An 18,882-nucleotide genomic window follows, 5' to 3' on the forward strand; every position below is an offset into this window, starting at 1 on the left:
GGGACCTCGAGCATGAGCGCATCCGTCTTCATCGCGGGGCCCGCCTCGTGGAACTCGATCGTGCTGGTCGACCGGCTGCCCGAGCCGGTGCCGCACATGCAGTTCGCGGAGGACAGCTGGGAGACGCTGGGCGGAACGAGCGCAGGCAAGGCCCTGAGCCTGACCGCGCTCGGTCGGTCGAGCCTCCTGTACGCCCTGAGCGCGCGGGATGAGCCGGGGACCCTGGTGCGCTCGGCGCTGGAGCGCGCAGGTGTCCGCACGCGGTGGGGCACGGCCGATGCGACCGAGCGGCACCTCAACCTGATGACCCGTCGGGGCGAGCGGGTGTCGCTGTACCTCGCGGCCCCCGCGGAGACCGATGGCGCGGACGATGAGGCCCTGACGGCGGCGATGGCGGATGCCGACGCCATCGTCCTCGACCTCGCCGCCGAGCCGCTGCGACTGCTGCCGTTGGCGCAGAACGTGGGGCGACCGATCTGGGTCGACGTGCACGACTACGACGGCATCGCCGAGTTCCACCGGCCCTTCCTCGCTGCGGCGGACGCGGTCTTCTGCAACGCCGATCGCCTCGACGATCCCGTCGCGTTCCTGCGGTCCTGCATCCGAGCCGGGGCGACCCTCGCGGTCTGCACACTCGGTGCCGACGGCGCGGTCGCCGTGGATGCGGACGGTGCCGAGCATCGGGTGGCCGCCATCCCCGTCGACGTCGTCGACACGAACGGGGCGGGCGACGCATTCCTGGCCGGAGTCCTCGACGCCCGGCTCGCGGGCTCCGACCTTCCCACCGCGCTCACCGCCGGCGCGCGATCGGCGTCATCGGTGCTGCGCACCAGGCACCTGCATCCGGTCCTCGACGAGATACTCGGCTGAGCCGCAGCCCGCCTGACACCGCCCAGCCCGGTTTCAGTCCCGCGCGAGGTCGGCGAGGAAGGGGATCAGCACCTCAGAGACCTCGGCGTGCATCTCGTCGCTCGACAGGGTCGGCTCCCCGTCGCCCGCCTGCGGTCCGTAGTCGCCGAACGACGCGTGGGATGCTCCCGCGATCTCGACCATCTCAGCGTCGGCCGGAAGCTGATCCCGCGCTGCATCGATCTTCTCCGGCGTCGACAGGCCGTCCTCGCTGCCGGAGATGCTCAGCACGGGCAGCTCGGTCGCGGACAGGTCCGTCGAGCAGTAGGAGCCGAACAGCACCAGCGCATCGGCGTCCGATGCGAGCCGGCACGCCCGTACTCCGCCGAGGGAGTGCCCGCCGACGGCCCACTCGTCGATGTCGGGTGCGGCGGAGGTGAATGCGTCGAGACCCCGCAGATCGAAGAACGCGAGGTTCAGCCAGGGGCGGGTGATCACCACGGTCACGCCGTCCTCAGCGAGGCTCTGCAGGATCGGGGCGTACGCCCACGGGTCGACCTTGGCGCCCGGCACGAAGACGAGGCCCACCTCGGACTCTCCGTCGGCCGGGGTCAGAACGACGCCCTGCTCGGTGTCCTCGACGGTGATGGCGGAGTTGTCGCGCACGCTCGCCAGTGGAGCCTTCTCGGCGGGCATGACCCCGACCTGGCTCCAGACGACGATGCCGCCGACTCCGAGGACGAGGACTGCGACGAGTCCCCAGATGATCACCTTGAGGGCACGACGGCCACGCTTCTTCTGCACGTGTCCACCCTAGGAGCAGCGCATGTGAGGTCGCCCGGTGACGCATACGCCGCTCCGCATCACCGGTGCGCGTCGAGGGCCTGCTTCTCTCGCTGCACCGCGCCGCGATAAGCGTCCTTGTTGACGTAGTACGCCATCCGGTCGAGAGCGAGGTATCGGTAGCCCGCGGTGAGGTCCGGCCACGGCTGGGCCGCGACGCGGGTGCGGAAACGGTGCGCGCGCTCGGGATCGTGCTCCACAGCATCCAGATAGGCCGCCAGCAGCTCCGCCTGCTCGTACCGACCCTGCCAGCCGATGCCGGAGGCCTCGATCATCCCCATCACGAACAGGCCGTTGAAGGAGGCGGGGAAGACGTGCAGGAACAGCCGCGGTGCGGCGCCCTGCCAGGGCAGATGCCGACGGTCCACGAACGGGTAGTCGAGGCGGTACCCGGTCGCGAGCAGCACGAGGTCGTACTCGTCGGACGTGCCGTCGCGGAACCGGACCGTCTCGCCGTCGAACCGCTCGACGTCGGCCCTGATGCGCAGATCGCCCTGACCGAGGTGGTTCAGGATCATCGTGTTCACGATCGGATGCGACTCGTAGATCCGGTGATCGGGCTTCGGGAAGCCGAATCGCACCGGGTCGCCGGTGAAGGCCTTGAGCACGCGGCTGTCGACCGCCTGCTTGAGACGCGCGGGCAGCGGGCGGCCCTGGTTGAGGGTGTCGCTCGGCCTGCCGAAGAGATAGCGAGGGACGAAGTGGTAGCCGCGGCGCACGCTCATGTCGACGGAGGCCGCGTGGTGCACGGCATCCACAGCGATGTCGCATCCGGAGTTGCCCGCGCCGATCAGCAGCACTCGACGGCCCGCGAGCTGCGCGGGTGACCGGTACCGACTCGTATGCATGAGCTCGCCGCTGAAGCTGCCCGCGAACGAGGGGATGCGCGGCTCTGCGAGCGTGCCGTTCGCGAGGACGACCCCTGCGTACCACCGGGTGTGCTCGCCGTCTGGGCCGGTGCTGGTGAGGTCCCAGCCTCCGTCTCGAGGGTCGAGGCGGGTCACCCCGGTGCGGAAGCGGAAGAGACCGGTCAGACCGAAGTGCTCGGCGTACTCCTCGAAGTACCGGCGCAGCTCTCGATGGCCCGGGTAGTCGACGGTGGAGCGCATCGGGAACTCGGTGAACTCGGTCGTCGTGCGAGACGAGATCAGATGCGCGGACTCGTACATCGTGCTGCGGGGGTTGTCGATGTCCCACAGGCCGCCGACGCCGGTCGAGGCCTCGTAGCCGTCGACGCCGATCCCGCGTCGGGTCAGCGCCCTGGCTGCGGCGAGTCCTGACGGCCCCGCGCCGATCACGGCGTATCTGTTCATGCTGCTCCTCGCACGTCGCTGTGCTCGCTTCTGCGCCCCGTGCCGATCGTATCGGCACGGGGGCGGCAGGGAGGCGAGGAGCGGACGGCTAGGCGGAGCGCAGCGCCGTCTGCCGCGATTCGACGGCGTCACGGACGGCGGGGAAGAGCGGATGCTCCGGATCCAGCCCCGTCGCGCGCTCGGTGAGGGCGAGCGCATCCTCGGTGCGCAGCAGCGACTGAAGCTCGACCGCCTGCTCGTCCTCGGCGTCCTCGAACTCCAGGGCCGCGGTGACGGCACCCACGAGGGCGATGGTCGGCAGACCGCGCTCGGCGGCCATCGCGGCCGGTCCGATGAAGCGCTCATGGCGCGAGATCTTGCGCAGCGGCTGGCGCCCCACCCGCCGCACGGTGTCGACGAGCGCGGGATTGCGGAACCGATCGAGGATCGTCGCGCGGTACTCGGCGAGGTCGGCGGGGTCGAGTCCGTGCTCGGCGACGAGGACCGCCGACGTCTCCTCGAGGGTCGCCGACACCCGCGCGGCGATGTCCGGGTCGGCCAGGGCATCGGAGATGCGCTCGATGCCGGCGCGCGCACCGAAGTACGCCGTCGCGGCGTGGCCCGTGTTGACCGTGAAGAGCTTGCGCTCGATGAACGGCGCGAGATCTTCGACGAAGTGCGCTCCGGGGATGCGGGGGAGGTCTCCGCCGAACGCTCCGGATTCGATGGCCCACTCGAAGTAGGGCTCCACCGTGACGTCGACGCCGCCGTCGGCGGGCTGCCCGGGGACGATGCGGTCGACGGCGGTGTTCGCGAACACCGCGCGGGCGAGCAGCCGCTCGGCATCCGCTCCCGCGGCCTTCTCGATCTCCTCGCGCAGGGTGTCGGTGGCGCCGATCGCGTTCTCGCAGGCCATGACCTGCAGGGGCGCGGCGTCCGGGGAGCGACGCTCCAGGCCCGCGACGATCGTCGGGGCCACGAACCGCAGCACGGTCGGACCGACGGCCGTCGTCACCACGTCTGCGGACGCGACCTCGTCGGCGACGGCATCCGGGTCGGTCTTGCTGTTGACGGCCCGGAATCCGGTGACGACATGATCGGTGCCGCCGGGGCCCGCTTCATGGACGATGTACGAATCGACGGCGTTGATCGCATCGACCAGCGCATCGGCGACATCGGAGAAGACGACCTCGTAGCCGCCCTCATGCAGCAGCAGGCCGACGAAGCCCCGACCGATGTTGCCCGCACCGAAATGGACGGCCTTCATCAGTCGTTCACCGCCGAGAGCAGCGCATAGAGATCCTCGGGAGTCTGGGCGGCGTTGAGCTTCGCGACGTCATCTTCGTCGGAGAACAGGATCGCGATCTGCGACAGGATCTCGAGGTGCTCGTCGCCGCGTCCGGCGATGCCGACCACGAACGTGGCCTGCTCGCCATCCCAGTCGACGCCGCCGTCGTAGCGGACGACCGACAGGGCGGATCCGAGGATCGCGTCCTTCGCGTCGTTCGTGCCGTGCGGAATCGCCAGACCGTTGCCCATATACGTCGAGACCGTCTGCTCGCGCTGGCGCATCGCGTCGACATACGCCGGGGTGACCGCGCCGGCGGCGACGAGGATGTCGGTCGCCTCCTGGAGGGCGGCCTCCTGCGTGCTGCCTCCGGAGTGGATGCGGACCTGGTCGAGGGAGAGAACGCTCATGGTGATTCCTTCTTTCTGAGGATGTGGAGGCGGGGCGGATGCCGGAGCACCCGCCCCGCCCGGTCTGTCACGCGTCGGAGTCGCGCTGCGCGCGCACCATCTCGACGACCTCTTCGTACTTCGGAGAGTTCATGAAGTTGTCGACGGACACGTGGATCGAGTTCGGCGACTGCGCCTGGGCGCGATCGGTCAGCTGCTGCTGCGTGATCACGAGGTCGGCGCTGCCGTCGAGGTTCGCGATGGCCTGGTTCGTGACGGTGACGCCCTCGACCCCTGCCTTCTTGAACTTGTTGCGCAGCACGCTCGCGCCCATCGCCGAGGAGCCCATCCCGGCGTCGCACGCGAACACGACGTTCGAGATGCGGCGGTCGGTGGCGACTGCGGTCGTTGCGGCTGCGCCGGAGGAGGCGCGGAGAGCATCCATCGCTGCCGAGGACTTGCCCTTGTTCGCCTCGGTCTGCGCGATCGCGTCGCCGAAGCTGTCGCCCTCGGCCTCCAGGTCGCGCTTGCGCGATGCCCGCAGGATGACACCGGTGATGAGGAACGTCACGACGGCGGCGATGATGACCGACAGGTACACGACCAGCAGGTTCGGCACGCCGGGGCCGATGGCTGCCGCGGTGACGGCGATGATGCTTCCCGGCGCTGCGGGGAATGCCAGTCCGCCGCCGAGCAGCATGTTCGTGGTGACGCCGGCGGCTCCACCCGCGATCAGGGCGAGGATGGTGGTCGGCTTGCTGAGCGCGTACGGGAAGTAGATCTCGTGGATGCCACCGAAGAACTGGATGATCGCGGCTCCCGGTGCGGATGCCTTGGCAGCACCGACACCGAAGAAGGTGAAGGCGAGCAGAAGACCGAGACCGGGGCCGGGGTTCGCCTCGATGAGGAACAGGATCGACTTGCCGGTCTCTGTCGCCTGCTCGATGCCGAGAGGGGTGAAGACGCCGTGGTTGATGGCGTTGTTGAGGAACAGCACCTTCGCGGGCTCGACGATGATCGACACGAGGGGGAGCAGGTTGAGCGCGACCAGCCAGTCGACGGCACCGCCGAGGACAGCGCTGATGCCGAGCATCACGGGTCCGAACGCGAAGAATCCGAAGATCGCCAGCAGCATTCCCAGGATGCCGGCAGAGAAGTTGTTGACCAGCATCTCGAATCCGGGGCGGATCTTGCCGTCCCACAGCCTGTCCATCTGCTTGGTGATGTAGGCCGCGAGCGGGCCCATGATCATCGCACCGAGGAACATCGGGATGTTCGTGCCGACGATGACACCCATCGTCGCGATCGTCGCGACGACACCGCCTCGCTCGCCGTAGACCATGCGCCCAGCGGTGTTGGCGATGAGGAGCGGGAGCAGGTAGGTGACCATCGGTCCCACCAGTCCGACGTAGGCGAAGATGTTGCCCCCGTCGCCTTCGGCGAGGCCCGTCATGGCTCCCTGCCATCCGACGATCGCGGAGTCGCCACCGCCGCCGATGAGCTCGGCCACCGGGTACCAGTGCCACTTGAACGGACTGTCCTCACCGAAGAACCCTGCGGGGATGAAGAGCATGGTGATGAATCCCCACGCGATGAACGCGGCGATGTTGGGCATGATCATGCCCGAGAGGAACGTGCCGAAGCGCTGCACGCCCGTTCGGAGGCCGCCTGACTTCGTGGCGGCCGGTGACGTCGTCGTCATGATGTCGTCTCTTTCTGGTGAGGGGGAAGGGGTGCCGCGGCATCGGCCACGGCGAGTCGGGCTCCGGCGGCGTCGTCCGCCGACAGGGCCCGTTCGGCGAGGGTGCGAGCCTCGTCGAGAGTGTGCTGTGCGAGGGTGTGGCGCACATCCGCCAGTGCGGAGGGCGCCATCGAGAGGCTCGTCGCGCCGAGACCGACGAGGACCACGGCGAGCATCGGATCTGCGGCGGCCTCGCCGCAGATGCCGACGGGCTTGCCCAGGCGTGCGCCGGCCGCGCCGACCTCGCGCACGAGTCGGAGCACTGCGGGGTGCCACGGGTCCTGGAATCCCGCGACGGAACCCAGCATGCGATCGGCGGCCATCGTGTACTGCGTGAGGTCGTTCGTGCCGATCGATGCGAAGTCCGCATGCGCGAGGATCCGGTCGGCGAGCAGGGCGCTGGCCGGAATCTCGACCATGACGCCGGCGGTCTTGAGGCCGTACTCCCGCGCGAGCGATGTGAAGTACTGCGTCTCCTCGACGGTTGCGACCATGGGCGCCATGACCCACAGGTCGGAGTCGGTGGCGGCATCCGCCTCGGCCAGCGCGGTCAGCTGCTCGCGCAGGATGTCCTCGCTCGCCCGCAGTGCGCGCAGCCCCCGAAGCCCGAGTGCGGGGTTCTCCTCGTGGGCGTCGTTGAGGAAGGCCAGAGGTTTGTCGGCGCCGGCGTCCAGCATCCGCACGACGACCTTCTTGCCGGGGAAGGCGGCGAGGAGCTCCTGATAGGACTCGCGCTGCTGCTGCACGGTCGGCGCCTGGGCCGACGAGAGGAACAGGAACTCCGTGCGGAACAGCCCGACGCCCTCGGCCCCACGCTCGACGGCATCCGATGCGTCTGCGGGCTTCCCCAGGTTCGCCAGCAGCGGGATCAGCGTGCCGTCGGCGAGGGCGCCGGGAGTGAGTGGTGCGGAATCCGCGGAGCGACGGGCGGCGGCGCGCTGTTCGGCGCGCTGCTTCTCGTCATCCGTCGGATCCAGGGTGACGATGCCGGCAGCGGCGTCTACGATCACGGGCTGGCCGGTGACGAGCTCCGAGGCGGCCGCGGCGCCGACGATCGCGACGATGCCCTTCTCGCGGGCGAGGATCGCCGTGTGCGAGGTCGGCCCGCCGTCGAAGGTGACCAGCGCGAGCACCTGGTCGAGGTTCAGCAGCGCGGTGTCGGCCGGAGCCAGATCGCGGGCGACGAGCACGAACGGATGCCCCGGATCCGGCACTCCCGGCGCATCCACGCCGCGGAGACGGGCGAGCACGCGCTGGGCGATGTCGTCGAGGTCGGCTGCGCGCTCGCCGAGGTACCCGCCGACCGCTTCGAGGGTCGCGCGGAAGCCGGCGAACGCGTCGTGCACCGCCCACTCGGCGGTGGCTCCGTCGTCGATGCGCGCATCGACCTCGTCCTGCAGCGTCGGATCCTCGGCGATCATCGCCTGCGCCTCGAGCACCTCCTGGGCCGAGCCGCCGGCAGTCTCGCCGCGCGCCGTGAGCTCCTGTGCGACGGCAGCGACCGCATCGCGGACTCTTGCGCGCTCGGCATCAGCCCCCTGCGTGCTCGGCGTGCTGTCCGGAGCCGGCAGTGCCTCGGTCATCCGCACGACGATGCCCTGGGCGACGCCGAGGCCGATGCCGACTCCGCGCAGCTCGCTCATGCTCAGGCGTCCTGGTCGTGATCGGTGGTGAGGAGCTCGGTGAGGGTGTCGAGGACGCCCTCGGCGCCGTCACCGTCCGCGGTGAGCGTGACGTAGTCGCCGTGCTCGATCGCGAGCGCGATCACGCCGAGGATGCTGGCCGCGTTGACCGCCTTGCCCGAGTCCTTCGCGATCGTGACGGAGATGCCGGAATCCTTCGCCGCCTGTGCGAACAGCTTCGCGGGGCGCGCGTGGAGTCCGTGCGACGAGCCGATCCGGACGGTGCGGGAGACGGTCATGATGTTCCTTTCGGGAGGGTCCCCGCCTCGGCGAGGATCGAGCGGGCCAGCGCCAGCGTGCGCGTGCCGTCGCGGTCTGCGAAGACGTCGTCGGGGAGCACCGCCACCGGGGCGGGTGCCGCCTGGCGGATCGCCTCGAGACGGTCGGCGAGGTGAGGTCCGACGAGGATCAGATCGTGATCGCCGCCCGCGACGGAATGCTCCATCCCTGCGGCGGCATCCCACTCGAGGCCGGCCTCGGAGGCCGCCCTGCGCAGTCGCTGTGCGACGAACGTGCTCGACGCACCGGCGCCGCACACCACGAGGATCTTCATCGATGCTCACCTTTCCTGAGAACAGTCTGAAAACAGACGGGGTGGTGCCGCCAACAGGTTCCTTTCCGCCCCTGCGGAACATCGGTTTCGGAGCGGCGCCACCGGAGTACTGACATCATGGAAGTCACGTCAGGACAGTGCAGTCGGCACGGAGCAGGGGGAGGATCATGTCGCGTCAGCGCCAGGACCAGCTCCTCTCGACCCTGCTCCGTCAGGGCGACTGGGCGACGGCTGCCAGCCTCGCCGATCAGCTCGGGGTCACTCCCCGCAGCATCCGCTCGTATGTCGCAGCGCTGAACTCGCGCACGCCAGGGTCGGATGCCGTCGAGTCGGGGCCCGCCGGGTACCGCGCCGGGTCAGGGGCGCGCGACGCGCTGCGCACCAGGCAGAGCGGGGAATCGGCCCCGCGCGATCGGCTGCACACGCTCGTGCGCACCCTGCTCGACGTGCCGGAGGGGGTCGACGTCTTCGAGTCGGCCGACAGGCTGCACGTGAGCGAGGCGACCCTCGAGGCCGACCTGGCGCGCGTGCGAGGACTCCTCGGCGGCACGGACCTCACGCTGGAGCGGGACCGGGAGATCGTGCGTCTGCGCGGCGACGAGGCGGCGCAGCGCCGTCTGCTCAGCCGCCTGGCCCATGACGAGATGGATGCGGCATCGTTCCATCCCGAGACGTTTCGCCGAGCTCTGTCGGGGAGCGCCGTCACCGCGCATGCGGTCGCACCGTTCAAGTCGGAACTCGTGCGGGAGTTGGGCGAGCTGGGCTACTACGTCAACGAGCTCGCGATCGCCGACGTCCTGCTGCACATCGCCATCGCGGCCGACAGGGTCGCCGCGGGGCACGCTCTCGAGGATGCGCCGCCCGGGGCGCGCGAGGAGATCCCGCGCGTCGGCGCGGTGATCGCCCGACTCGCCCAGTCGCACTTCTCGGTGGCGCTCGGCGACGGAGACAGCGGGCACCTCGCCTCCCTGGTGCTCACACGCATCGTGGCGCCGGGCGTTGACGCGGCGGGCGACGTCGCTCGCAGCGGCGTCGATCCCGCGGTGGAATCGGCCGTCCGCGCCGAGATCACCAGGGCGGCCGAGGACTTCCAGGTCGATCTCGTCGACGAGCCGTTCGTGCTCCGCCTCGCCCTGCACGTGCAGAATCTGCTGCGCCGCGCCCAGGAGCGCGCGCTGACCCGCAATCCGCTGACGCGGTCGCTGAAGACGACGTACCCGATGATCTTCGAGGTCGCCGTCTCGATCGCCAGCGGTCTGCACGACCGTCTGGGCACTCCCATCCACGATGACGAGATCGCCTACATCGCCATGCACGTCGGCGGGCGTCTCGAACGCAGCCGCAAGGCCGAGTCGATCCTCACGGCGACCATCGTGTGCCCCGGGTACTACGAGCTCCACGAACTGCTCCGCTCCAGCGTGGACCGGTCGCTGGGGTCGGCGATCGAGGTCACGAGCGTCGTCACCAACGTCGACCCGGAGTGGACCTCCTTCGACACCGATCTGGTGCTCAGCACGATCGAGCCGGGCGCGACCGGAGACCGGTTCGTTCGGATCCAGCCGTTCCTCACGGACGCCGACGTCGACCGCATCCAGCAGGCCGCAGCCCGCGTCCGCCGCGGACGACGCCTGATGCGCCTCCGTGCCGAGCTCGCGCGGTACTTCGTCGCCGACGCCTTCGTCTATCCGCTCCCGGACGAGGGGGAGGAGGCGATCATCCGGCGGCTCGGCGGTCTGCTCGTCGATGCAGGGCTGATCGGGGACGACTACGTGGAGAACACCATCGTGCGCGAGCGGATGTCGTCCACAGCCTTCACGGATGCGCTCGCCGTGCCCCACGCGCTGCAGATGACCGCGACGAGGACTGCGATCGCGGTCGGCGTCGCCGACGGATCAGCCGCCTGGGGCGAGGGAAGGGTGCAGGTGGTCGCCCTCGCCGCATTCAGCGAGAGCGACCGTGCCGCGTTCCAAACCGTGTTCGAACAGCTCGTCGAGGTCTTCAGCGAGCGCGACAGCGTGCAGCGTATCGTGCGTCGGGGCACCAGCTTCGAGGCGTTCCTCGACGAGCTCGTCGCCGTCATCGACGGCTGAGACCTGTTTCGGAGCCGGGAGTTCGCGAGCCTCTCAGCCGCGCGGAGCCAGCACGTCGGCCAGCGTGTCGAGCAGCGACTCGGCGTCGACCGACTCCCGCGTCTCGAGCACCACGGCGTCGCCGGGGGCGAGGGCGAGGTCCATCAGCGCGAGGACGCTGCTGAGGTCCACGACCGCCCCCGACGACGTGCGCAAGGTCACGGGATGGGGGTGCGCCTGCACGAGCCGCACGAGTTCTGCGACCGGTCGGGCGTGTACACCGTTATGCGCGGTGATGACGACCTGTCTCCTCGGCATCCGGCACCTAGGAGCGCTCGTCGAGCAGCGAGCGGATCGCCGCCTCGAGCTCGCCGACGATCTCGCCGGCTCTCTCAGCGGACTCGGCCTTGGCGTCGATGTACACCTTGAGCTTCGGCTCCGTGCCGCTCGGACGCACGATGATGCGGGAGCCGTCCGTCAGCCGGTAGCGCAGGACGTCGCCGGAGGGCTGTCCTTCGCCCGCCTGCAGCAGGTCCTCAGCCGAGGCGATGGCATGCCCGCCGAACTGCGTCGGAGGGAGGGTGCGCAGCGACAGCATCACTCTGCCGATCACCGAGAGGTCGTCGACGCGCACCGACACCTGGCCGCTCGCGAAGTGGCCGTAGGTGTCGCCCAGCTCGGCGAGCAGGCCCGTCAGCGACGAACCGCGATCGTGGGCCTCCGCCGCGAGACCCAAGATCGCGACGGCGGCGGAGATGCCGTCCTTGTCGCGCACCGTCTCGGGGTTCACGAGGTAACCGAGCGCCTCCTCGAATCCGAACACGATGCCGGGTGCGCGGGAGATCCACTTGAAGCCGGTGAGCGTCTCGTGGAAGTCGAGTCCGTGATGTGCGGCCACGGCGCCGAGGCCGGGGGAGGACACCAGCGAGCAGGCCAGCGACGCCCCCGGGGTGCCGGCGGCTGCACGCGCTGCGCGAGCTCCGAGCAGCAGCCCGACCTCGTTTCCGGTGAGACGACGCCAGCCGCTCTCCGCCGACGCATCGGGAACAGCCACGGCGAGACGATCGGCATCCGGGTCGTTCGCGAGGATGAAGTCCGCCTGCACACGGCGCGCGCGGGCGAACGCCAGGTCCATCGCCCCCGGCTCCTCAGGGTTGGGGAACGACACGGTGCGGAAGGTGGCGTCGGGCTGAAGCTGCTCGCCGACGACCATCGGCTGCGGATACCCCGCCGCTGCGACCACCTTCGAGACGGTCTCCCAGCCCACGCCGTGCATGGCCGTGTAGACCCAGCGGAGGTCGGAGGCGCCGGCGGGCGCCGGTGCGACGTCGGCGGTGGCCGCGATGTAGGCCTCGACGACCTCCTCGCCCGCGGTCTCGTACTGCGTGGAGCGGGGGAGCGCAGACACGTCGCCGGCGTCGGCGACCTGCTGGATGTGCGCCGCGATCTCGGCATCCGCAGGAGCCACGATCTGAGAGCCCTGGTGGGCCCCTCCGAGGTAGACCTTGTAGCCGTTGTCGTTCGGGGGGTTGTGTGACGCGGTCACCATCACGCCGGCGTCCGCGCCGAGGTGGCGCACCGCGAACGCGAGCACTGGAGTGGGCAGCAGCCGTGGCAGCAGGATCGCTCGCAGACCGGCACCCGCGAACAGCTCGGCCGAGTCGGCGGCGAAGACCCGGGAGTTGCGGCGTCCGTCGTATCCGATCACGACGGTGGGCGTGGACCCCTGCGCGCGTTCGCGCAGGTACGCCGCGAAGCCGGCTGCCGCCTGGGCCACGAGGACGCGGTTCATGCGGTTGCTCCCCGCACCCAGCGCTCCGCGCAGACCCGCGGTGCCGAAGGCGAGCCTGGTGTGGAAACGGTCGTCGAGGTCGGCGGATGCCGCCTCATCGCCGCCTGCCGCGCGAGTGATCACCGCGGCGAGCTCGTCACGGGTCTCGTGATCGGGATCCTGCCGCATCCAGGCCCGCGCCTGGGCGAGGCGCTCGTCGTTCACAGCGCCTCGACCACTCGTGCCAGCAGAGCGGAGATCACCGGCTCGGCCTCTCGACCGGCTTCGATGACCTCGGCGTGGCTGAGCGGGGTCGACTGGATGCCGGCCGCGAGGTTCGTGATGAGCGAGAAGCCGAGGATCTCCATGCCGGCCTCGCGCGCGGCGATCGCCTCGAGGGCCGTCGACATGCCGACGATGTGGCCTCCGATGTGCTTCGCCATCTGCACCTCGGCTGGCGTCTCGTAGTGCGGACCGCGGAACTGCGTGTAGACGCCCTCGTCGAGGCTGGGGTCGACGCCCCGGGCGATGTCGCGCAGGCGCTTCGAGTAGAGGTCGGTGAGGTCGATGAAGGTCGCGCCTTCGAGCGGAGAGTCGGCGGTGAGGTTGATGTGGTCGCTGATGAGAACCGGCTGTCCGGGCGTCCAGGTCTCACGGACGCCGCCTGCGCCGTTGGTGAGCACCATGATCTTGGCGCCCGTCGCCGCGGCGGTGCGGACCGAGTGCACCACGCGGCGCACACCGTGTCCCTCGTAGTAGTGGGTGCGCGCGCCGATGACGAGGACGTTCTTGCCGTCGGGGGTGCGGATGCTGCGCAGAGTGCCCACGTGCCCCTCGAGAGCGGGCTTCGAGAAGCCGGTCACCTCGGTGGCGGGAATCGTCGCTGTGGTCTCGCCGATGATGTCGGCGGCCTTGCCCCAGCCGCTGCCGAGGGTGAGGGCGATGTCGTGCTTCTCGACTCCGGTCAGGCGCGCGATGTCGGCGGCTGCCTCGGCCGCGATCTCGAACGGATTCGCGTTCGGGTCGTCGAGGGGGTTGCTGTGTGTGTCAGACATGGGTTCCACTCTAGGAAGGTGCAGGCTCCGGTGCCAGGATTGCGGAAGAATGGAGATCATGTCTTCCACCCCTTTTGAGCGCACTCAGCGCGTCGCCGTCCTCGGCGGCGGTCCCGGCGGTTACGAGGCGGCCCTCGCGGCCGCTCAGCTCGGAGCGGAGGTGACCCTCGTCGAGCGGGTGGGTGTCGGCGGGTCGGCTGTCCTCACCGACGTCGTGCCGTCCAAGAGCCTGATCGCCACTGCGGATGCCGCCGTGGCCATCTCCGAGGCCTCCGACCTCGGTGTCCAGTTCTACGCGAAGGGTGAGCACGGCAAGCCGCTGAAGCCCGAGATCGCGATCAACCTGGCGGCCGTGAACAAGCGCCTTATCGCACTCGCCGGTCAGCAGTCCGAAGACATGCGCACGACTCTGCTCGAGGCCGGAGTCCGCATCCTGTCGGGTCACGGACGGCTCGAGGGCCCCAACGCGATCATCGTCTCGACCGGTCAGGACGGCACCGACTTCGACCGGGTCGAAGCCGACACCATCATCGTGGCCGTCGGCGCCTCGCCGCGCGAGCTGGATTCGGCGAAGCCCGACGGCAAGCGCATCCTCACCTGGACGCAGCTGTACGACATGAAGGCGCTGCCCGAGCACCTCATCGTCGTCGGCTCGGGTGTGACCGGTGCCGAGTTCGCCTCGGCCTACATGAACCTGGGTGCCAAGGTCACGCTGATCTCCAGCCGCGAGCAGGTGCTCCCCGGCGAGGACCAGGACGCCGCCCACGTGCTCGAGAAGGTCTTCAAGCGCGGCGGCATGACGGTGCTCTCCAAGTCCCGCGCCGAGAAGGTCGAGGTCACGAAGGACGGCGTCACCGCGACGCTCTCCGACGGCCGTACGGTCGACGGCAGCCACTGCCTCCTCGCGGTCGGGTCGATCCCGAACACCGCCGGCATCGGGCTCGAGGACGCCGGGGTCGAGCTCGACGAGACCGGGCACGTCAGGGTCAACCGCGTCGCGCGCACCTCGGTGCCCAACGTCTACGCGGTGGGGGACTGCACGAACTTCTTCCCGCTCGCCTCGGTCGCGTCGATGCAGGGCCGCACCGCGGTCTTCCACGCGCTGGGTGACATCGTGATCCCGCTCGAGCTCATCAAGATCACCTCCAACATCTTCACCGCCCCCGAGATCGCGACGGTCGGATACTCGCAGAAGGACGTCGAGGACGGCGTGGCCGACGGTCTCGTCTACAAGCTGCCGCTGGCCGCCAACCCGCGCGCGAAGATGATGGGCATCAAGGACGGCTTCGTGAAGCTGATCGCCCGCAAGGGCTCCGGCACCGTGATCGGCGGGGTCATCGTCGCGCCGAAGGCCTCGGAGCTGATCTACCCGATCGCCGTCGCCGTCGAGCGCCGACTCACGGTCGACCAGGTCTCGCGCGTTTTCGCGGCCTACCCGTCGCTGTCGAGCAGCATCACCGACGCCAGCCGGGCGATGCATCTCGTCAACGCGAAGATCTCCTGACCCGAGGTCGCACCGACACGACGAAGGCGCCCCGCTCGTGCGGGGCGCCTTCGTCGTGTCGGTGCCAGGGTCAGCTGATCGTGAGCAGCTGGTGTCCGGCCGAGACCGTCGCACCGGCGACGGCGCCGATGTTGCCGATCGTGCCGTCCTTGTGCGCCTGCAGCGGCTGCTCCATCTTCATCGCCTCGAGGACGACGACCAGATCGCCCTTGACGACCTGCTGCCCCTCTTCGACGGCGACCTTGACGACGGTGGCCTGCATCGGCGACTTGACGGCGTCTCCCGAGGCGCCGGCGCTGACCGAGGTCGCGTGACTGCGGCGGGACGGTGGCACGGCAGCCGGGCGGCCGGTGGTGCCGGCGGCGACGGCCACGCGGTCGGGAAGACTGACCTCGAGGCGCTTGCCGCCGACCTCGACGACGACGGTGTGCCGGTTCTCGCCGGCACCAGGGGCCTCGAGCTCGCCGTCCCATGCCGGGATGTCGTTCTCGAACTCGGTCTCGATCCAGCGGGTGAAGACGCCGAACTCGCCGTTCTCGGCGGTGAACGCAGGGTCGTTGACGACCTTGCGGTGGAACGGGAGAACGGTGGGCAGACCTGCGACCTCGAACTCCTCGAGGGCGCGGCGCGAGCGCTCCAGGGCCTCGGCGCGGTCCTTGCCGGTGACGATGATCTTCGCGAGCAGCGAGTCGAACGCTCCCGAGACCGAGTCGCCGGCGGTGACGCCGGAGTCGAGTCGGATGCCGGGGCCGCCGAAGGTCTTGAAGACGTGGATCGGGCCGGGCTGCGGGAGGAACCCCCGACCGGGATCCTCGCCGTTGATGCGGAACTCGATGGAGTGCCCGGTCGGCTGCGGGTCGTCGTAGTCGATCGTGCCGCCCGCGGCGATGCGGAACTGCTCGCGCACCAGATCGATGCCGGTGACCTCTTCGGAGACGGGGTGCTCGACCTGCAGACGGGTGTTCACCTCGAGGAACGACACGGTGCCGTCGGCGCCGATGAGGAACTCGCAGGTGCCAGCTCCGACGTAGCCGACCTCCTTGAGGATCGCCTTCGAGGCGGAGTAGAGCTGGGCGTTCTGCTCATCCGTGAGGAAGGGCGCCGGGGCCTCTTCGACGAGCTTCTGGTGGCGACGCTGCAGCGAGCAGTCGCGCGTGGAGATGACGACGACGTTGCCCTCGGCATCCGCCAGGCACTGCGTCTCGACGTGACGCGGCTTGTCGAGGTACTTCTCGACGAAGCACTCGCCGCGTCCGAAGGCCGTGACGGCCTCGCGGGTCGCCGACTCGAACAGCTCTGCGACCTCGTCGAGCTCGCGCGCGACCTTGAGTCCGCGGCCGCCGCCGCCGTAGGCGGCCTTGATGGCGATGGGCAGGCCGAACTCCTTCGCGAAGGCGATGACCTCGTCGGCTCCGGAGACGGGGCCCGGCGTTCCGGGGGCGAGCGGTGCGCCCACCTTCTCGGCGACGTGGCGGGCGGTGACCTTGTCTCCGAGGGCCTCGATGGCCTCGGGGGAGGGGCCGATCCAGGTCATGCCTGCGCCGATGACGGCGCGGGCGAACTCGGCGTTCTCTGCGAGGAAGCCGTACCCGGGGTGCACGGCGTCGGCGCCGGCACGGCGGGCGACCGAGAGGATCTTCTCGATCTGCAGGTAGGTCTCGGCGCTTGTGGCTCCGCCGAGGGCATACGCCTCGTCGGCGAGGCGGGTGTGCAGAGCGTCGCGATCCTGGTCGGCGTACACGACGACCGAGGCGATCCCCGAGTCACGGGCGGCACGGATGATGCGGACGGCGATCTCGCCGCGGTTGGCGATGAGCACCTTGGCGATATCAGGCATGATTGCCAGCCTAGCGAGTGGGCTCCCGATCCATTTGACGACTCTCCACAAGAAAGAGGGAGAAACGTCGACGGGACTCTACGACCAGAGGTCGGTCCAGGTCACTCCGAGCTCGGCAGCGAGGCGGCGCACGGTCGACAGCGACATGCCGACGACGGTGGAGGGATCACCGTCGACCCGGGTGATGAACGCACCGCCGAGGCTGTCGACGGTGAAGGCCCCCGCGACGAGCAGAGGCTCGCCGGAGACCACGTACGCCTCGATCTCGGCATCGCCGATGTCGTCGGCGAACGTCACAGACGCCTGAGCCGTCGCCGTCGCCTCGACCGGGGCGATTCCCGGGGAGACGCGGAAGACCGAATGCCCCGAATGCAGGATGCCGGTGGCGCCGCGCATCTCGTGCCAGCGCCGCGTCGCCTCCTCCGGCGTGTACGGCTTGCCGTATACGCGGCCGCCCAGCGCGAACATCGAGTCGCCCCCGATCACGATCCCGTCGAAGGCGCCTTCATCGGCGAGCCGTCGGGCGACGTCGGCGGCCTTGGCGCGGGCGAGGAGCAGGACGAGCTCGTCCGGCGCGAGCTCCGAGCCCCGCTCGGCCTCGGCCGCTGCGGCGACGGCATCCTCATCCACGTCAGGGGACTGGGTCAGCGGCTCGATACCGGCCTGCCGCAGCAGCATCAGGCGGGCGGGAGAGGTGGAGGCGAGGCAGACGCGCATGTTCACCACCGTATCCTCGAAGGATGACTTCCTCCCCGAACCTGCTCGATCTGGACATCACCGGCATCGCGCACGGCGGTACCTTCATCGCCCGCCACGAAGGACGCGTCGTGTTCGTCTCCGACGCCGTCCCCGGCGAGCGCGTGCGTGCGCGCCTGACCGAGGACTCGACGGGGGAGTCGAAGAGCTTCTGGCGTGCCGAGACCGTCGAGGTCCTCGAAGCCTCGCCGCACCGACGCCCGCACATCTGGGCCGAGGCCGACGTCTCCCGTTCTCCCGAGGACCGCCCTGGCGGCGCCGACCTCGGCCACATCGACCTCGAGCACCAGCGCGCGCTCAAGCGGCAGGTGCTGACGGAGGCGCTGGACCGCTTCGCCGGTCCCGGCCTCGAGGCGCCCGAGATCGAGGCCGTCGACTCCACAGACGGAACCGGATGGCGGACCAGGGTCACGCTGCACGTCGACGACGCCGGACTCGTGGGTCCCTTCGCCGCTCGCAGCCATCGGGTGATCCCGGTGGGCACGCATCCGCTCGCTCGCCCGGCGATCGCCGAGGCAGCGCGCCGTCTCACCGGAGGCGAGGCGGGCAGCGTCGACCTGATCGAACCGGGGGACGGAGAGGTGCGGGTCGTCCGCCGGGAGCGGATGGACCAACGCCCCGCCCGTGGACAGGCGCGTCGCCCCGCGCCCGAGGTCGTCTACGAGCAGGTCGGCGACCGTCGATTCCAGGTGGATGCCGGAGGCTTCTGGCAGGTGCATCCTCGTGCCGCGTCCGTACTGGATGCCGCCGTCTACGGCGTGCTCGACGATCACGTGAACCCGGATGCGACGCACTTCGACCTCTACGGAGGCGTCGGTCTGTTCGCAGCGACCCTCGCCGATCGAGGAGCGACGGACATCGTCACCGTCGAGTCGAGCCGACGCGCCACGGCGCACGCGCAGCGGAACCTCGCTCCTCTCGACGTCACCGCCGTCACGGCGCGCGTCGACCGCTATCTCGCCGGCGTCCCGGCCAGCACGAAGGCCGGCGCTGTCGTCCTGGACCCGCCGCGCGCGGGTGCAGGGCGCGCGGTCGTCGACGCTCTCGACGCGCTGGCCCCCGAAGCCATCGCCTACGTCGCATGCGACCCCGTCGCGCTGGCACGAGACCTCGGAACCTTCCGCGGTCACGGGTGGAACGTCACCACGATGCGCGGCTTCGATCTGTTCCCGCACTCGCACCACTTCGAGGTCGTGGCGCTGCTCACACGGTGAGCGATGATCGGGTCTTCGCGCGGACTCAGTAGGCTGGGC

The 18,882-nt window shown here is 69.9% G+C and carries 17 protein-coding genes; 4 read left to right on the top strand and 13 right to left on the bottom strand.

Annotated elements, in window-relative coordinates:
• The first annotated feature begins 12 nt into the window (after nt 1-12).
• Nucleotides 13-870 carry a carbohydrate kinase family protein gene (locus BLW44_RS06840; RefSeq protein ID WP_060927826.1) on the top strand — a complete coding sequence of 286 codons (858 nt, stop codon included), beginning with the start codon at nt 13-15 and terminating at the stop codon, nt 868-870.
• 33 nt (nt 871-903) lie between these two features.
• Here BLW44_RS06840 and BLW44_RS06845 read toward each other — a convergent pair whose 3' ends face one another.
• The 8 genes from BLW44_RS06845 to BLW44_RS06880 all read right to left on the bottom strand — a co-directional run bounded on the left by BLW44_RS06845 (nt 904) and on the right by BLW44_RS06880 (nt 8,637).
• Nucleotides 904-1,653 carry an alpha/beta hydrolase gene (locus tag BLW44_RS06845; RefSeq protein WP_060927827.1) on the bottom strand — a complete coding sequence of 250 codons (750 nt, stop codon included), beginning with the start codon at nt 1,651-1,653 and terminating at the stop codon, nt 904-906.
• A gap of 59 nt (nt 1,654-1,712) precedes the next feature.
• Nucleotides 1,713-3,005 (bottom strand): flavin-containing monooxygenase, encoded by a 1,293-nt coding sequence (locus tag BLW44_RS06850; protein WP_060927828.1) that lies wholly within the window; start codon nt 3,003-3,005, stop codon nt 1,713-1,715.
• Between the two features lie 88 nt (nt 3,006-3,093).
• Nucleotides 3,094-4,251 carry a mannitol-1-phosphate 5-dehydrogenase gene (locus tag BLW44_RS06855; RefSeq protein WP_060927829.1) on the bottom strand — a complete coding sequence of 386 codons (1,158 nt, stop codon included), beginning with the start codon at nt 4,249-4,251 and terminating at the stop codon, nt 3,094-3,096.
• On the bottom strand, nt 4,251-4,682 hold the full coding sequence (locus BLW44_RS06860) for a PTS mannitol transporter subunit IIA (RefSeq protein ID WP_060927830.1): 432 nt from the start codon (nt 4,680-4,682) through the stop codon (nt 4,251-4,253). Before BLW44_RS06860 ends, BLW44_RS06855 begins: the two co-directional genes overlap by 1 nt.
• A gap of 67 nt (nt 4,683-4,749) precedes the next feature.
• Nucleotides 4,750-6,363, bottom strand: coding sequence for a PTS mannitol transporter subunit IIBC (locus BLW44_RS06865; RefSeq protein ID WP_060927161.1), 1,614 nt, complete (start codon nt 6,361-6,363; stop codon nt 4,750-4,752).
• On the bottom strand, nt 6,360-8,045 hold the full coding sequence (ptsP, locus tag BLW44_RS06870) for a phosphoenolpyruvate--protein phosphotransferase (RefSeq protein ID WP_074731660.1): 1,686 nt from the start codon (nt 8,043-8,045) through the stop codon (nt 6,360-6,362). Before ptsP ends, BLW44_RS06865 begins: the two co-directional genes overlap by 4 nt.
• 2 nt (nt 8,046-8,047) lie before the next feature.
• Nucleotides 8,048-8,323, bottom strand: a complete 276-nt coding sequence (locus BLW44_RS06875) for an HPr family phosphocarrier protein (protein WP_060927162.1) — start codon at nt 8,321-8,323, stop codon at nt 8,048-8,050.
• Nucleotides 8,320-8,637 (bottom strand): PTS sugar transporter subunit IIB, encoded by a 318-nt coding sequence (locus BLW44_RS06880; protein ID WP_060927163.1) that lies wholly within the window; start codon nt 8,635-8,637, stop codon nt 8,320-8,322. Before BLW44_RS06880 ends, BLW44_RS06875 begins: the two co-directional genes overlap by 4 nt.
• A gap of 167 nt (nt 8,638-8,804) precedes the next feature.
• Between BLW44_RS06880 and BLW44_RS06885 the strand changes: the two genes are divergently transcribed.
• On the top strand, nt 8,805-10,727 hold the full coding sequence (locus tag BLW44_RS06885; RefSeq protein WP_060927164.1) for a BglG family transcription antiterminator: 1,923 nt from the start codon (nt 8,805-8,807) through the stop codon (nt 10,725-10,727).
• 33 nt (nt 10,728-10,760) lie between these two features.
• Here the strand turns inward: BLW44_RS06885 and BLW44_RS06890 are convergent, their stop codons facing one another.
• Genes BLW44_RS06890 through BLW44_RS06900 form a run of 3 tightly spaced genes read right to left on the bottom strand, consistent with a single transcriptional unit; the run spans nt 10,761 to nt 13,532 of the window.
• Nucleotides 10,761-11,024, bottom strand: a complete 264-nt coding sequence (locus BLW44_RS06890; RefSeq protein WP_060927165.1) for an HPr family phosphocarrier protein — start codon at nt 11,022-11,024, stop codon at nt 10,761-10,763.
• A 7-nt stretch (nt 11,025-11,031) separates the two neighbouring features.
• On the bottom strand, nt 11,032-12,702 hold the full coding sequence (locus BLW44_RS06895; RefSeq protein WP_060927166.1) for a phospho-sugar mutase: 1,671 nt from the start codon (nt 12,700-12,702) through the stop codon (nt 11,032-11,034).
• Nucleotides 12,699-13,532 (bottom strand): purine-nucleoside phosphorylase, encoded by an 834-nt coding sequence (locus BLW44_RS06900; protein WP_060927167.1) that lies wholly within the window; start codon nt 13,530-13,532, stop codon nt 12,699-12,701. Before BLW44_RS06900 ends, BLW44_RS06895 begins: the two co-directional genes overlap by 4 nt.
• Nucleotides 13,533-13,581: 49 nt before the next feature.
• Between BLW44_RS06900 and BLW44_RS06905 the strand changes: the two genes are divergently transcribed.
• Nucleotides 13,582-15,036 (top strand): NAD(P)H-quinone dehydrogenase, encoded by a 1,455-nt coding sequence (locus BLW44_RS06905; RefSeq protein ID WP_174521361.1) that lies wholly within the window; start codon nt 13,582-13,584, stop codon nt 15,034-15,036.
• Between the two features lie 70 nt (nt 15,037-15,106).
• On the opposite strand, the gene BLW44_RS06910 is transcribed toward BLW44_RS06905, so the two are convergent.
• Nucleotides 15,107-16,873 carry an acetyl/propionyl/methylcrotonyl-CoA carboxylase subunit alpha gene (locus tag BLW44_RS06910; RefSeq protein ID WP_060927168.1) on the bottom strand — a complete coding sequence of 589 codons (1,767 nt, stop codon included), beginning with the start codon at nt 16,871-16,873 and terminating at the stop codon, nt 15,107-15,109.
• 78 nt (nt 16,874-16,951) lie between these two features.
• Nucleotides 16,952-17,590 carry a Maf family protein gene (locus tag BLW44_RS06915; protein WP_060927208.1) on the bottom strand — a complete coding sequence of 213 codons (639 nt, stop codon included), beginning with the start codon at nt 17,588-17,590 and terminating at the stop codon, nt 16,952-16,954.
• A gap of 23 nt (nt 17,591-17,613) precedes the next feature.
• On the opposite strand from BLW44_RS06915, the gene BLW44_RS06920 reads away from it, so the two are divergent.
• Complete coding sequence (locus tag BLW44_RS06920; protein WP_060927169.1) at nt 17,614-18,843, top strand: class I SAM-dependent RNA methyltransferase; 1,230 nt, start codon at nt 17,614-17,616, stop codon at nt 18,841-18,843.
• The last annotated feature ends 39 nt before the right edge of the window (nt 18,844-18,882 follow it).

The sequence above is a fragment of the Microbacterium hydrocarbonoxydans genome (genome assembly GCF_900105205.1).
In the GTDB taxonomy this organism is placed as follows: Bacteria; Actinomycetota; Actinomycetes; order Actinomycetales; family Microbacteriaceae; genus Microbacterium; species Microbacterium hydrocarbonoxydans.

Bases quoted from the DNA above. Each gene is read 5' to 3' on its own strand.
- BLW44_RS06860 (WP_060927830.1), bottom strand. From the start codon at position 4,682: ATGAGCGTTCTCTCCCTCGACCAGGTCCGCATCCACTCCGGAGGCAGC.
- BLW44_RS06910 (WP_060927168.1), bottom strand. From the start codon at position 16,873: ATGCCTGATATCGCCAAGGTGCTCATCGCCAACCGCGGCGAGATCGCC.
- BLW44_RS06920 (WP_060927169.1), top strand. From the start codon at position 17,614: ATGACTTCCTCCCCGAACCTGCTCGATCTGGACATCACCGGCATCGCG.
- BLW44_RS06875 (WP_060927162.1), bottom strand. From the start codon at position 8,323: ATGACCGTCTCCCGCACCGTCCGGATCGGCTCGTCGCACGGACTCCAC.
- BLW44_RS06885 (WP_060927164.1), top strand. From the start codon at position 8,805: ATGTCGCGTCAGCGCCAGGACCAGCTCCTCTCGACCCTGCTCCGTCAG.
- BLW44_RS06850 (WP_060927828.1), bottom strand. From the start codon at position 3,005: ATGAACAGATACGCCGTGATCGGCGCGGGGCCGTCAGGACTCGCCGCA.
- BLW44_RS06890 (WP_060927165.1), bottom strand. From the start codon at position 11,024: ATGCCGAGGAGACAGGTCGTCATCACCGCGCATAACGGTGTACACGCC.
- BLW44_RS06840 (WP_060927826.1), top strand. From the start codon at position 13: ATGAGCGCATCCGTCTTCATCGCGGGGCCCGCCTCGTGGAACTCGATC.
- BLW44_RS06855 (WP_060927829.1), bottom strand. From the start codon at position 4,251: ATGAAGGCCGTCCATTTCGGTGCGGGCAACATCGGTCGGGGCTTCGTC.
- BLW44_RS06915 (WP_060927208.1), bottom strand. From the start codon at position 17,590: ATGCGCGTCTGCCTCGCCTCCACCTCTCCCGCCCGCCTGATGCTGCTG.
- BLW44_RS06865 (WP_060927161.1), bottom strand. From the start codon at position 6,363: ATGACGACGACGTCACCGGCCGCCACGAAGTCAGGCGGCCTCCGAACG.
- BLW44_RS06900 (WP_060927167.1), bottom strand. From the start codon at position 13,532: ATGTCTGACACACACAGCAACCCCCTCGACGACCCGAACGCGAATCCG.
- BLW44_RS06905 (WP_174521361.1), top strand. From the start codon at position 13,582: ATGGAGATCATGTCTTCCACCCCTTTTGAGCGCACTCAGCGCGTCGCC.
- ptsP (WP_074731660.1), bottom strand. From the start codon at position 8,045: ATGAGCGAGCTGCGCGGAGTCGGCATCGGCCTCGGCGTCGCCCAGGGC.
- BLW44_RS06880 (WP_060927163.1), bottom strand. From the start codon at position 8,637: ATGAAGATCCTCGTGGTGTGCGGCGCCGGTGCGTCGAGCACGTTCGTC.